The organism is Bacillus massilinigeriensis, from assembly GCF_900111815.1.
In the GTDB taxonomy this organism is placed as follows: Bacteria; Bacillota; Bacilli; order Bacillales; family Cytobacillaceae; genus Mesobacillus_C; species Mesobacillus_C mediterraneensis.
Genome location: NZ_LT630004.1, coordinates 1982812 through 1996587 on the forward strand (window position 1 = coordinate 1982812; position 13776 = coordinate 1996587).

Genomic DNA, 13776 nt, shown 5'->3' on the forward strand with positions numbered 1-13776 from the left:
CCTTGCTTGGCAATACATAGAAAAAAGCGCCTCCATAAAAGGAAGAGCGCTACAGAAAAAAACTATTGATGCTTTTCGTACGCCGCAATAATTCTCCCCACAAGCGGGTGGCGGACGACATCGGATTGCTCCAGTTTAATAAAAGAAATTCCCTTGACTCCTTCAAGTATATCGGACGCCACAAGCAAGCCTGATTTTATGCCCTTTGGTAAATCCACCTGTGTGCTGTCGCCTGTAACAACCATTTTCGAACCGAAGCCAAGCCTTGTCAAAAACATCTTCATTTGCGCAGGAGTCGTATTCTGTGCTTCATCAAGGATAACAAAGGCATCATCCAACGTCCTGCCTCGCATATAGGCTAGCGGTGCAACCTCGATCGTTCCTCGCTCAATCAAACGGGCTGTATGCTCCATGCCTAGTATGTCATGCAAGGCATCGTACAGCGGCCGCAAGTAAGGGTCCACTTTTTCCTTTAAATCCCCCGGAAGGAAGCCGAGGCTTTCTCCTGCCTCAACAGCTGGCCTTGTCAGGATGATTTTGGCTACATTGCCGTTTTTCAAGGCGTTTACTGCCATGACCACAGCAAGATAAGTTTTTCCGGTACCTGCAGGGCCCATTCCAAACACCATATCATGTTTTTTAATGGCGTCAATATAATGCCTCTGGCCTAAAGTTTTGACACGGATCGGCTTTCCTTTTACATTTCTTGCGATTTCCTCATTATACAGGTCATCAAAGAAATCTAAGGCACCTTTTCTCGCCATTTCCAACGCATAGATTACATCCCTTTGGGAGATGCTGATTCTCCGCCTGACGACCGAAAGAAGGTTAACAAGAACGGAGTGGGCTATTTCAATATTTTCTTCCGTCCCAGTCACATGTAGCGTGCCACCCCTTGTAATGATTGACACATCAAGCTCCTGTTCAAGTACTTTCAGATTTGCATCGGCATTGCCGAACAATGACACTGCCTCTTCTGTATTTTCCAGCTGTACATCGATCGTTTTCAAGTCTGCTGTCATTACTCGTCTCCTTGAATAATTGGTTGTCCCATTGCAATATCTTCTATGATTCGGAAATAAACTGTTACGTTTACTTTATCATTCCCGATTGACTGGTGTAAAATTTTTTCACTTTTTATTATAGCATTTTCAGGAATCATCCTTTTTATATCTCTTCTTGCAAGCTCCTTTGCTTTTTCAATTGCCTGCTCTTTATTGTAGACACGAAGCACTTCCTCTCTTTCCCGAACTGTTTCCGACCTAACGTGAAGTGGAATTTGCCATTTTAAAAATTTCAGCTGGTTTCCATTCGTTTCAATTTCCCACTCCTTGAAGGAGTGCTTCCCGAATCCCCATATTTTTAAATCTTTCCCACCATAAGCAGACAAATAATAACTCCTCTTTTCCTTTCCACTGAATACTTTGAATTTGCTGTTTAATGGGAGTTCGACGGAAGTCTTATACCAAGTTTCCCCAAGTATCTCTCCTCTTGCCGGCACCTGTTTTTCTTCTCCTTCCTTGCCAATCAGGCCTGAAACAAGAACTTGCCCAGGTTTCACATATTCGTTAACCGTCGTAATTGGATTGCCCTCTTCAACAAATATTTTTACAACTAGCGCCTTTTTTTTTGCGACAAGATTCCTAGGTTTTATCATTTCGGGCTGTTCTGGTTCTTCTTTTTCAACTGCCTGAAGATGATAGGTTGTTCCTTTGAGTTCCACACCTACCCATGTAAGTTCTTTCACCCTATTCGTCAGGCTTCGCTGTATATCATCGACGTCCTTCACTGTGAATTGAAGCTTCCCTTTTTTGACGCCAAGCTTCGATAGTTCCCTTCGAATTTTATGTTCCGTTTCTGGTGCTGCACCTTTTATTTCAATTCCCCATACCATATTAGACAACAGGAAGATGACAATAAGGAATGCTAATCCTCCGGCAACGAAGCCGCTGTTTGTCCAAAGTTTCATTAAAAAGAAAGGGCCGCCCCCCCTTTCAATAAAGCGTACTTTACATTGGCTTTGCCTTGCGGGCATCCTAATCCGCTTTACATCCCTTAGTCCCATTTGGAAAGTGACTGCTTCCGGTCCATGCCGCTTAACATTCCAAATATTAATATTATTTCTCGTCAGCATATTAAGGAATCGCTCGATGCCTTTTCCAGTTATCTTCACTTTTGTTATTCCGGTAAAAATTGATGACCAGTGATTTTTCATCATAAGCCTCCCGATTTATTCGTTTATATATGTCACCTGATCGATTTGTCCTTCAAGGAGTATTTCTTCGGGCATGATGGTTTTTATGACAAATGCTTTGCCCTTGACAAGAAGCTGCCCCTGCTTTAACAGGAGACGAAGCTCACGATCTGAGAAAGCAAGCAGACCTCGATGGTTTTCAATATATATATGGATTTGCCCAATCATAGTGATGCGGGGGAGATCCATCATGACATCCTGCGGAAGGTCCATCCTTTGGGTCATCCAGTTCCGTAAGCGTTGGCCCAATTTTTTCGCCATAACAAAAGAACCCCCTTTCATCTCATATGTATGAAATGAAAGGGGGTTCTAGCACATTTTTCTGACTGTCCAACCGTTATATTATCTACGATTTAGCGACGGGATTTATGCGGTTTTCTAGCACGAGGAGGACCAAGAACTTCCGCCCATATCAGGCCGCTCAGAAGGCTGTCTCCATCCTTTTTCAACTCTGGCTTAATGTATTTAACGGTTGATGATGGTTCCTTGACTAATCTGCTGTCTCTGATGATTAATTCGCTTGCAGTTTGTTCTGTTGGCTTTGCTATTCCGTCAAGCTTCGCAGCATTTTGTTTTGTCCTGGTACTAACCGGACGTTTGCTGTCTACTTGCTTGGCCTTAGCTGCAGATTTTTTTGTATCAGCATAACGCTGCTGCATTTGCCCTTTATCGGTAGATTTAGCTTCTTTACGTCTGGGATCCTCCGTTTTGCTGTTTTCTTTCTTTTTGCCAAAAAAACTTGAAACCATTCCGATGATTATTGCAATGATTATCGGGTTACCGAGCAGATCCTCCATGGAGCAAACCTCCTCCGCAAGGATTTAGCTTATTCTTACTCATTTTTATTATCGCCTTTTTTGTTTCCGCCAAGTCTACCGATGGAATCCCTCATGTCTGTATCAGCAGAAATGTTCTGGTAATTCATATAATCCATCACGCCGATGTTACCTTCGCGCAGCGCTTCAGCCATGGCTAGCGGTACTGTCGCTTCGGCTTCCACAACCTTCGCTCTCATTTCCTCTACCCGCGCCTTCATTTCCTGCTCTTGCGCCACTGCCATAGCCCTGCGCTCTTCCGCTTTCGCTTGGGCGATATTCTTATCTGCTTCCGCCTGCTCTGTCTGCAGTTCCGCTCCGATATTTTTGCCTACATCAACGTCCGCGATATCAATTGATAGAATTTCAAAAGCTGTTCCTGCATCAAGTCCTTTGGAAAGAACTGTCTGTGATATCAAATCTGGATTTTCCAATACCTTTTTATGATCTTCAGAAGAACCAATCGTTGAAACAATGCCTTCACCGACACGAGCTACTACTGTTTCTTCTCCTGCTCCCCCAACTAGGCGCTCAATATTTGCCCTTACCGTAATCCTTGCTTTCGCCTTTACTTCAATACCGTTCATCGCAACGCCTGCAATGAATGGTGTCTCGATTACTTTCGGGTTAACGCTCATCTGAACCGCTTCAAGAACATCACGGCCAGCCAGATCAATTGCTGCCGTTCGTTCAAATGAAAGCTCAATATTTGCACGATGAGCAGCGATCAAGGCGTTCACAACTCTGTCTACATTTCCTCCTGCTAAGTAGTGACTTTCCAATTGATTTGTCGTAACATTCAATCCAGCTTTATGAGCTTTAATTAAAGGATTGATAACCCTGCTCGGAATAACCCGGCGCAAACGCATCCCAATCAGTGTGAAGATGCTGACCTTTACTCCGGCAGCTAATGCCGAGATCCAGAGCATGACGGGTACAAGGGTGAATAAAATTCCGAGCAAAATCAGCCCGAGAACTACTGCGATAATCGTAAATGCACTCCCAGTTATTATCATCATAATACCTCCAACTATTCCATAATTTCTTAATCTTTTTCCCTTACAACAATCCTTGAGCCTTCTGTTTTAATGACAGTAACTACTGTGTCTTTTTGGATAAAACCTCCCTCGGAAACAACATCAATTCTTTCCTCTCCAATCCTAATCGTTCCAGCTGGACGCAGAGGGGTCACTGTTATTCCCTCTATCCCTATTAGTTCCGGCCTGTTCGCATTGGAGATATACCCTTTTTCTGTACTTGTTGAGTCTGCAAGCACAATCTTTCCAAAAAGTCTCATTCTTTTCCCCAACACCTTTATCATCAAAATACTTGCCAATACTGATACGGCAAGAGCAATCAATAAAGAGATTGCCATGTGAGTGACATTGCCCGATGCCAGAAAGAAACTCGAAATAATGGAGACAAAGCCAATACCGCCAGCAATTCCTCCCGCTACAAAAAATTCTAATACGACAAGCACAATCCCTATAGCGAAAAGAATAACGGATTCATAGCCTGCAAACCCTGCAACTAGATGACCATAGAAGAACAACAGCAGCGCGGAAATCCCCATGAACCCAGGAATGCCGAATCCAGGAGAGTAAAGCTCCAGCACAAGTCCCAGCGTCCCAATCGTCATCAGAATTGGTACCACAACAGGATGCGTCAGGAACCTGGCAACCTTTTCTGCAAAGCTTTCCTCTACTTTCACCATCTTTGCATGCTCAAGGCCGATTTCTTGTAGCAGCGCATCCAAATTTTTTACCGTTCCTTCCGAATACCCTACTTTTTCTGCTTGACTAGAAGTAAGTGTTAAGAGCTTTCCTTTTCCAGCCCCGTACTCCGGCAAATCCACCCTCTCATCCGCCATTGCAAGGGAATAAATCGGGTCTCTTCCGTTTTCTTCGGCAGCCGTCTTCATCGCTGCGTGCCAATACGATTCTGCTTTCTTCCCCGCAGCGTTTCCATTTTGGTCAATGATTGCAGCTGAACCCATGACTGCTCCCGGTACCATATAAATCTCATCCGCATTCAATGCGATGTAGGCACCTGCCGATAATGCCTGCTTATGGACAAAGGCAACTGTTTTAATGTCAGTATCGGACAGGAGCTTTCCAATTCCTGCAGCAGCGTCTACTGCCCCGCCGGGAGTATCAATATCAAGGATAATCGCTTTTGCATTCTCTTTCTCCGCAACCGCGATTGCTCTCTTTAGGAAAGCGTGCATCCCTTTCTCCACCGTTTCCTCTACTGGGACAACGACCACTTTCTCTCCCGCCGCTTCTGTACCTACTCTGTCTAATCCACCAATTGTAAGGGTCAAAAAGATAAGGATGAGGAAGGTCGGCAGCAGTTTTCTTTTCTTCACTAACATCTCCCCTTTCCAGGAAGAAATTTAATCCGTGATTTTACTACGTTTTTCCTCGTATAAAAGTTCCAGTACCCAAGAAATTTTTCTTCTATGTAAAATTATGTATAGATTTACTATAACATACCCGGAGAAATAATGCCCACCTTGCCTAAACAGTATGGTAAAAAGACTCCAGGCGCTTGCCTGGAGTCTTTAAGCTCATTTCTTATGAAAGGTGTTGTTGTACAAGTTTGTTGACGAGTGCGCCGTCTGACTTGCCTTTTACTTTAGGCATGACTGCCGCCATCACTCTTCCCATATCTGCTTTAGAAGCTGCTCCTGTCTCAGCAATTGTTTCCTTGACGATTTCAGTCAGTTCTTCCTCACTGAGCTGTTGCGGCATATAAACTTCAACATGGGTAATTTCTGTTCGCAGCTTTTCCACTAGGTCTTCACGACCTGCTTTTTCAAATTCCTGGAGGGAATCTTTACGCTGTTTCATTTCGCGAGAAAGTACGGTCAACTCTTCCTCTTCGGACAGCTCCTGCTTCCCGAGCTTAATAGCTTCGTTTTGCAAAGAAGACTTAATCATCCGAATGGTTGTGAGTTTGTCTTTTTCTTTGTTCTTCATCGCTTGGACCATATCTTTATTTAAACGCTCGAGAAGACTCAATGAATTCCCACCCTCTCTTAGAACTTGCGTTTTCTTGCAGCTTCAGACTTTTTCTTCCGCTTTACACTAGGCTTTTCATAGAATTCGCGCTTTCTAGCTTCTTGAATTGTACCGGATTTAGAAACAGTACGTTTGAAGCGTCGAAGAGCATCTTCAAGCGATTCGTTTTTACGAACGACAGTTTTAGACATTCTCTTTCCCTCCCTCCGAACACAACACACTTACATCAAAACATGGAAACCATGTACCTTGCAATTATAATATAACAGCACTGCAAGGTCAACCGAAAATAGCTGTTTCTGCCTTGAATATACCTATTCTTTTTTGCTTTTACGATAATGTTGCATGTCCAGCCTTTTTTTTCATAAGAATGAAGCGAGGGGTGGAAATCAATATGGGTGTTGTGATACTGTTTCTATTGTTTATCCTCATGTTCATTGCTGGCATGGCCTTACTTCGACAAGGTCTGTTTCACAGTGCAGGATCGTCCATGAAAAAACAGCTGGAAAAGATGGTCGGCTCCCCATGGAAAGGTTTTGTTTCCGGGTGTATTGCAGCCGCCTTCCTACATAGCAGCTCTGCAGTGATGGTACTGACAATAGGTTTAATTTCCGCTGGTTTGTTAACCTTCAGGCAATCAATCGGCATCATTCTCGGATCGAATGTTGGGACGACCTTTACCCTTGAACTGATAACGATCAATATCGATTTTTTCATTGTTCCGCTTGCTGTCACCGGGGCTATGCTAATTGCTTTCAACTCTTCTCTATTTAAAAATATCGGCAAAGTTACTTTTGGCATTGCTGCTGTATTTGTTGCCATGAGAGGGTTTACGTTTCTAGCAGGCCCCTTGACAGAATTTACATCGGTTGAGAGCCTGCTGCAACAAATGGATAGCAGCCATCTTTGCGCAATCCTTTTAGCGGCAGCCTTTACGGCACTCATCCAATCTAGTACCGCAATGACTGGCATTGTAATGGGATTTTTGGCACAGGAATTGATGGAATTTGATACAGCACTTGCCGCAATGCTTGGAGCGAACATCGGTACATGCGCTACAGCATTGCTCGCTTCTGCCGGGGCGGGCAAAGAGGGGCATTTGACTGCATATGCTCATCTTTGGCTTAATATCGGAGGTGCGCTTGCTTTTCTTCCATTGATAGATAGTTATGCGGCGATAGCACCCTTAACAGCAGCTCGCCCGGAAGTCCAGCTCGCCCACGCGAGCGTACTGTATAACCTTGTATCTTCCATTGCTGTCCTTCCGTTTGCCGATGGATTTAGCAGGTTCATTTTAAAATTGCACGGAAGAAATCAATAGATAAAAATGGCCATGCCGCTTATGCGACATGGCCTGTTCCTCAATAACTATTAGCTACAATACCGCTGATTTTTCCTCCCGTTTTTCCACGATCCTTACAAATTCACCAATGCAATAAGGGTAACCAGCTTTTGAGATTTTCACTTTCACAATGCAGCCAACCATGTCTTCCTTTGCCGGGAAAGCTATTTTCAAGTAATTATCCGTATAGCCGGCATAAAAACCCGCACCTGCTTCCCTGAAAGGCTCTTCAGGAATGACCTCGAGCACTTCACCTTCAAAGCTGGATGCGTATTCTTTAGCCAACTGGTCGGATAGATTAATCAGCCTGTGAACTCTTTCGCTTTTCACTTCCTCATCGACCTGATCCTCCATTCGTGCAGCAGGAGTTCCAGTTCGTTTTGAGTATGGAAAAACATGCAGTTCGGAAAATTTGTGTTTCTTAATAAAGTCATACGTTTCCATGAATTCTTCTTCTGTTTCCCCCGGAAAACCAACAATAACATCCGAAGTGACAGCCAATCCAGGAAGCGCCATTTTTAATCGCTCGATTCTCTCAGCAAAAAACTCCATTGTATATTTCCGTCTCATCCTCTTTAAAACGGTATTGGAACCCGATTGAATTGGAATGTGGAGATGGCGAACAATAATCTTCGATTGATCGATTACATCAATAACTTCATCCGTAATTTGGCTCGCCTCGATGGAGGAGATACGCAAACGTTTAAGTCCCTTCACTTCCGCTTCGATATCGCGTAGAAGCCCGGCAAAGTTGTAATCTTTCATGTCTTCGCCATACCCGCCTGTATGAATGCCTGTCAGCACGATTTCTTTGTAGCCTGCGTCTACTAGCTGCTGTGCCTGGCGTATTACTTCCTGTGGATCACGCGAACGCATAAGGCCGCGCGCCCATGGAATGATACAGAAAGTACAAAAATTATTGCACCCCTCCTGTATTTTAAGGGAAGCTCTTGTGCGATCGGTGAATGCTGGAACATCAAGCTCTTCATATACACGGTTTTTCATGATGTTTCGAACTCCATTAATCGGCTGTCGCTCTCTCTTATACTGCTCGATGTAACCTAACATTTTCGTCCTGTCTTGTGTTCCGACAACTACATCGACTCCAGGGATTGCCATAATTTCGGCGGGAGAAGTCTGAGCATAGCAGCCTGTTACACAAATAACCGCATCCGGGTTTTTTCTAACTGCCCTTCGGATTACTTGGCGGCTTTTTTTATCCCCTGTATTGGTCACCGTACATGTATTAATAACATAAACATCGGAAGCTGATTCGAATTCAACTCTTTCATAGCCCTGTTCCTTGAACAGCTGCCAGATGGCTTCTGTTTCGTAATGATTGACTTTGCAGCCAAGTGTATGGAAAGCCACTTTGGGCATTTAAATTCACCTCATTAGTTCAGTTTGATAGGATGCTGCTGAAAGCAAATACAATGGAGCTGTTTCTGTCCGCAATATGCGAGGGCCAAGCGAACATTCGCGGAAACCGTTCTCTTTCAGGAATGCAACTTCCCCTTCAGACAGACCGCCTTCCGGACCGAAAACAGCAAACAGTGTTTCACCTGCTTTCATACTGCCAAGCGTTTTTGCAAGATTTGATGTTTCCCCTCGTCTCGCTTCCTCTTCATACGCAATCAGCTTATATGAGCAGTCGGTGGAAAGGTCCGCAAGCTCTTTTATGGAAACAGGTGAAAAAACGCGTGGGATTCGACTGCGATGCGACTGCTCCGCAGCTTCCTTTGCAATTTTCATCAAACGTTCTGTTTTTTTGCCTGCCTTTTTTTCATCCCATTTCACTACGGAGCGGGATGCAGCAAAAGGGACAAACGCTGTCGCTCCCAGTTCTGTGCCTTTTTGGATAATATACTCCAATTTGTCCCCTTTAGGCAAACCGCTCGCTATTGTAATCGAAACGGGCAATTCAGAAGACCTTTCCTCCCATTCTACAATGGCTGCTTCAGCGTGTTCACCGGTAATATTTACAAGTTCACATAATGCAGTCCTGCCGTCAGGACTAACACAAAAAATCCGATCTCCTATAACCATTCGCATCACTTTCATGATATGCCGAGCATCTTCACCGCAAATAGTGAACATGCCTTCCACAGGAACGGATTCTGTAAAATATCGCTGCACTAAAACGACCTCCAAGCACCTTTAGTATTGTCGGCAGAAACGCCGAAACTTTCATGAAAGGAAAAGCAGAAAAAAGGGGTAAATTAATGCCCCTTTTTCTCGTTCAGGCCTATTTCCTTACTGCAACGATTGCTACCCAGTCTTCCATCGAAAGGATTTCTTCAATGTGAAATCCTGCTTCCAACATTTTTTGTTTAACCAAGTCTTTCTTTTGTTGGATGATTCCAGAAGCAATGAATTTTCCTCCCGATTTTACAACCTTTGCCGCATCCTCAGCAAAACGTAATATTACTTCTGCAAGGATGTTCGCGACGACAATGTCTGCGCCTGCTTCGATACCATCAAGAAGATTACTTTGCTTAACCTTTGTTACTTCTTGTGTCTGATTTAACTTGATGTTAAGCCTTGCTACATTGACTGCTACCTCGTCCAAATCAAGCGCCTCTATTTCTGAAGCTCCCAATTTTGCTGCTGCGATACTTAGAACCCCCGACCCTGTGCCCACGTCTATTACACGGTCATGAGCCTTGACGTTGCGTTCAAGAGCTTGAATGCACATGACCGTAGTTGGATGCGTACCTGTACCAAATGCCATACCGGGGTCGAGCTCGATAATCAGTTCATCGCTATTCACAGGCTGGTAATCTTCCCAGGTTGGAACAATGGTGAATTTCTCAGAGATCTTAACAGGGTTATAGTATTTTTTCCAGGCTGTCGCCCAATCTTCTTCATTTACCTCACTGATTGTCACCTTGTTTTTCCCAATATCAATATTGTAAAGGACAAGATTATTGATCGCCGCTTTAATTTCTTCAACCGTTTCCCCAAGAAAACTGTTTACAGGCAAGTAAGCTTTTACGATAACGCCTTCGGCAGGATAATCGGCTGGATTCAACTGATAAATCTCACCGAACTGGTCTTCTCTATCCCTATGCAATTCAAACGGGTCTTCGATGACCACACCGCTTGCTCCTGCTTCATGAAGGATGTTAGAGATCGGCTCGATTGCCTCATTCGTTGTCAAAATGCTGATTTCTGACCATTTCATAATAGTTGCAGCTCCAATCTTAATCACCTTTGAAGGCGCGCTTCACTTTAGAGAAAAAGCTTTCTTCGTGTTCGCCAAGAGGCGTTTGCCCGCTTACATCTGCAAACTCTCTTAACAGTTCCTTCTGTTTTTCGGTCAGCTTTGTAGGAGTCATGATACGAACAATTGTATGCTGGTCACCAGTACCATATCCTCTAACATTCGGCACTCCTTTCCCCTTCAAGCGGAATCTTGTTCCAGTCTGCGTCCCAGCTGGAATTTTAAGCTTTACCTTGCCATGGAGCGTCGGTACTTCAATCTCATCTCCAATAGCAGCTTGTACGAACGTAATCGGCATTTCACAGTAAATATCATCACCATCGCGCTCAAAAAATTCGTGGGAACGAATATGGAAAACAATATAAAGATCGCCTGAAGGGCCTCCATTGGTGCCAGGTTCTCCTTTTCCAGCTACTCTTAGCTGTTGGCCATCATCTACACCTGCCGGTATCTTGACATGGATTTTCCGCCTCTTCTGAACTTTTCCGGAACCATGGCAGCTTGAACATTTTTGTTTGATTTCTTTACCGCTTCCATTACAGTATGGACATGTACGTCGATTGACAATCCTGCCAAACGGTGTATTCTGCTCCACATTAAGTTGACCACTGCCATGACAATGCTTACATGTTTCAGGTTTCGTTCCAGGTTTGGCCCCAGACCCATCACATGTCTCACATGTTTCTTCACGCGGAATTTCAATATCCGTTTCTTTCCCGAACACAGCTTCTTCAAAGCTTAATGTCATCGTATATTGGAGATCGGCACCTTGCCGAGGCGCATTTGGATCTCGCCGCCTTCCTCCACCTCCAAAGAACGAATTGAAAATATCTTCAAATCCGCCAAAACCGCCGCCAAAATCCCCACCGCCAAAGCCTTGGTTAGGATCAGTATGACCAAATTGATCATAGTGAGCACGCTTTTGTTCATCACTAAGTACTTCGTATGCTTCTTTTACTTCTTTAAATTTTTCATCGGCATCCGGCTCTTTGTTTATATCCGGATGATACTTTTTGGATAGCTTCCGATAAGCTTTTTTTATTTCGTCCTTAGTAGCACTCTTCGCTACACCGAGGACGTCATAGTAATCCCTTTTCGACATGATTACCACTCCCGAATCTTTTCACATAAAAATTATTTTAACATTCCGCTATAAAAAAACGCAATCATTTCATCATTTATGCACCTAGTTCTCATCTCGTTCAAAGAAAAAGCCAAAGTCAAGAGAATCCCTGACTTTGACTCTGGTGTCTGTTTCTTATTTATTGTCGTCCACTTCCTCAAACTCAGCATCGACAACATTGTCATCCTTTGCCTTATCAGAACCTTGCTCGCCTTGCTGGGCTTGCGCCTGTTTAGCAGCCTCTTCATAAAGCTTGACAGTCAAGTTTTGAACAATTTCATTCAATGCATCCTTTTTCGTGCGGATTTCATCGATATCGTTCTTTTCAATAGCAGCTTTTAATTCTTCCTTAGCGGCATTTGCTTTGGAGATTTCCGCTTCATCTGCTTTTCCTTCTAAATCCTTCAATGTCTTGTCTGTTGCGAAAAGAAGCTGATCCGCCTCATTGCGCAGCTCTACTTCTTCCTTGCGCTTCTTATCTGCTTCTGCATTTTCTTCGGCTTCTCTTACCATGCGATCGATTTCCTCATCATTTAGTCCTGTGGATGACTTGATGGTTATCGTTTGTTCTTTGTTTGTACCAAGGTCCTTTGCTCTAACGTTCACGATGCCGTTTTTGTCGATATCGAAGGAAACTTCGATTTGCGGGACACCACGAGGTGCTGGTGGAATTTCGGACAATTGGAAACGTCCAAGCGTCTTGTTATCCGCAGCCATTGGCCTTTCCCCTTGAAGCACATGGATATCTACAGCAGTCTGGTTATCGGCAGCAGTAGAGAACACTTGGGATTTTGAGGTAGGAATGGTTGTATTACGATCAATAAGCTTCGTGAATACTCCTCCCATTGTTTCAATCCCAAGAGATAGAGGTGTAACGTCAAGGAGAACGACATCCTTCACATCTCCAGTGATAACTCCCCCTTGAATAGCTGCACCCATTGCAACAACTTCGTCTGGGTTAACACCGCGGTGCGGCTCTTTTCCAGTTTCTTTCTTGATTGCTTCCTGCACGGCAGGAATGCGTGTTGAACCTCCGACAAGGATTACCTTATCGATTTCTGAAGCACTCAAACCAGCATCTTTCAATGCCTGGCGTGTAGGCCCCATCGTACGTTCAACAAGATCGGAAGACAGTTCTTCAAACTTCGCCCGTGTCAGGGTCAATTCCAAATGAAGAGGACCAGCTTCTCCTGCTGTAATGAACGGCAGAGAAATTTGCGTAGAGGTTACGCCGGAAAGGTCTTTTTTCGCCTTTTCTGCTGCGTCTTTTAAACGTTGCAGTGCCATTTTATCTTTTCCAAGATCAATACCGTTTTCCTTTTTGAACTGTTCTACAAGGTAATCAATAATCACTTGGTCGAAGTCATCTCCACCAAGCTTATTATCACCTGCAGTTGCTTTTACTTCGAACACTCCATCTCCAAGCTCAAGGATAGAAACGTCAAATGTACCGCCACCTAGGTCATACACAAGGATTGTCTGATCTTCGTCCATTTTGTCCAACCCGTAGGCCAGGGCAGCAGCAGTTGGTTCGTTGATAATCCTTTCAACTTCAAGGCCTGCAACTTTTCCTGCATCCTTTGTTGCCTGGCGCTCAGCATCATTGAAATATGCAGGCACTGTGATGACTGCTTTTGTTACCTTTTCACCAAGGTAATCTTCTGCATAGGATTTCAAGTGTTGCAGAATGATGGCAGATACTTCTTGAGGTGTATATTTTTTGCCTTCAATTTCAACCGAATGAGTTGTACCCATATGGCGTTTGATAGACATAATAGTATTTGGGTTCGTAATGCTTTGGCGTTTTGCCACTTCCCCAACCTGACGTTCACCGTTTTTGAACGCGACAACAGACGGAGTTGTCCTGTTACCTTCAGGATTCGGAACTACTTTAGGTTCGCCGCCCTCAAGGACAGCAACGCAAGAGTTCGTTGTCCCTAAGTCGATACCGATAATTTTGCTCATGTTCATACCTCCAGAAAATGTGATATGTAGA

Annotated in this window: 14 protein-coding genes; 1 reads left to right on the forward strand and 13 read right to left on the reverse strand. The window is 44.1% G+C overall.

The features are described from left to right. Window positions 1-62 precede the first annotated feature (62 nt). The 8 genes from BQ5796_RS10410 to rpsU all read right to left on the reverse strand — a co-directional run bounded on the left by BQ5796_RS10410 (window position 63) and on the right by rpsU (window position 6283). On the reverse strand, window positions 63-1022 hold the full coding sequence (locus BQ5796_RS10410; protein WP_071460169.1) for a PhoH family protein: 960 nt from the start codon (window positions 1020-1022) through the stop codon (window positions 63-65). Then, entirely contained in the window at window positions 1022-2215 is a 1194-nt protein-coding gene (gene yqfD, locus BQ5796_RS10415; RefSeq protein ID WP_071460170.1) for a sporulation protein YqfD, read from the reverse strand. The genes BQ5796_RS10410 and yqfD overlap by 1 nt, the downstream gene beginning before the upstream one ends. A 15-nt stretch (window positions 2216-2230) precedes the next feature. After that, window positions 2231-2515: a sporulation protein YqfC gene (gene yqfC, locus BQ5796_RS10420; RefSeq protein ID WP_071460171.1), complete on the reverse strand. Its 285-nt coding sequence runs from the start codon at window positions 2513-2515 to the stop codon at window positions 2231-2233. A 92-nt stretch (window positions 2516-2607) separates the two neighbouring features. Next, window positions 2608-3051: a hypothetical protein gene (locus BQ5796_RS10425; RefSeq protein ID WP_071460172.1), complete on the reverse strand. Its 444-nt coding sequence runs from the start codon at window positions 3049-3051 to the stop codon at window positions 2608-2610. A gap of 35 nt (window positions 3052-3086) precedes the next feature. Next, window positions 3087-4085, reverse strand: coding sequence for a flotillin-like protein FloA (floA, locus tag BQ5796_RS10430; protein WP_071460173.1), 999 nt, complete (start codon window positions 4083-4085; stop codon window positions 3087-3089). Between the two features lie 29 nt (window positions 4086-4114). Further along, a complete protein-coding gene (locus tag BQ5796_RS10435; protein WP_071460174.1) occupies window positions 4115-5443 on the reverse strand; it encodes an NfeD family protein in 1329 nt (442 codons plus the stop codon). A gap of 202 nt (window positions 5444-5645) precedes the next feature. Then, entirely contained in the window at window positions 5646-6092 is a 447-nt protein-coding gene (locus BQ5796_RS10440) for a GatB/YqeY domain-containing protein (RefSeq protein ID WP_071460175.1), read from the reverse strand. Window positions 6093-6109: 17 nt separating this feature from the next. Next, entirely contained in the window at window positions 6110-6283 is a 174-nt protein-coding gene (gene rpsU / locus BQ5796_RS10445) for a 30S ribosomal protein S21 (RefSeq protein WP_015595024.1), read from the reverse strand. Window positions 6284-6486: 203 nt separating this feature from the next. Here rpsU and BQ5796_RS10450 point away from each other — a divergent pair, with 203 nt between their 5' ends. Beyond that, on the forward strand, window positions 6487-7413 hold the full coding sequence (locus BQ5796_RS10450; RefSeq protein WP_071460176.1) for a Na/Pi symporter: 927 nt from the start codon (window positions 6487-6489) through the stop codon (window positions 7411-7413). A 54-nt stretch (window positions 7414-7467) separates the two neighbouring features. On the opposite strand, the gene mtaB is transcribed toward BQ5796_RS10450, so the two are convergent. The 5 genes from mtaB to dnaK all read right to left on the reverse strand — a co-directional run bounded on the left by mtaB (window position 7468) and on the right by dnaK (window position 13745). Further along, window positions 7468-8814: a tRNA (N(6)-L-threonylcarbamoyladenosine(37)-C(2))-methylthiotransferase MtaB gene (gene mtaB, locus BQ5796_RS10455; protein WP_071460177.1), complete on the reverse strand. Its 1347-nt coding sequence runs from the start codon at window positions 8812-8814 to the stop codon at window positions 7468-7470. Window positions 8815-8820: 6 nt separating this feature from the next. Next, complete coding sequence (locus BQ5796_RS10460) at window positions 8821-9570, reverse strand: 16S rRNA (uracil(1498)-N(3))-methyltransferase (RefSeq protein ID WP_071460178.1); 750 nt, start codon at window positions 9568-9570, stop codon at window positions 8821-8823. A 109-nt stretch (window positions 9571-9679) separates the two neighbouring features. After that, entirely contained in the window at window positions 9680-10618 is a 939-nt protein-coding gene (prmA, locus tag BQ5796_RS10465; RefSeq protein ID WP_071460179.1) for a 50S ribosomal protein L11 methyltransferase, read from the reverse strand. A gap of 19 nt (window positions 10619-10637) precedes the next feature. Then, window positions 10638-11759 (reverse strand): molecular chaperone DnaJ, encoded by a 1122-nt coding sequence (dnaJ, locus tag BQ5796_RS10470; RefSeq protein ID WP_071460180.1) that lies wholly within the window; start codon window positions 11757-11759, stop codon window positions 10638-10640. A 156-nt stretch (window positions 11760-11915) separates the two neighbouring features. Next, window positions 11916-13745 carry a molecular chaperone DnaK gene (dnaK, locus tag BQ5796_RS10475; RefSeq protein WP_071460181.1) on the reverse strand — a complete coding sequence of 610 codons (1830 nt, stop codon included), beginning with the start codon at window positions 13743-13745 and terminating at the stop codon, window positions 11916-11918. Window positions 13746-13776 lie beyond the last annotated feature (31 nt).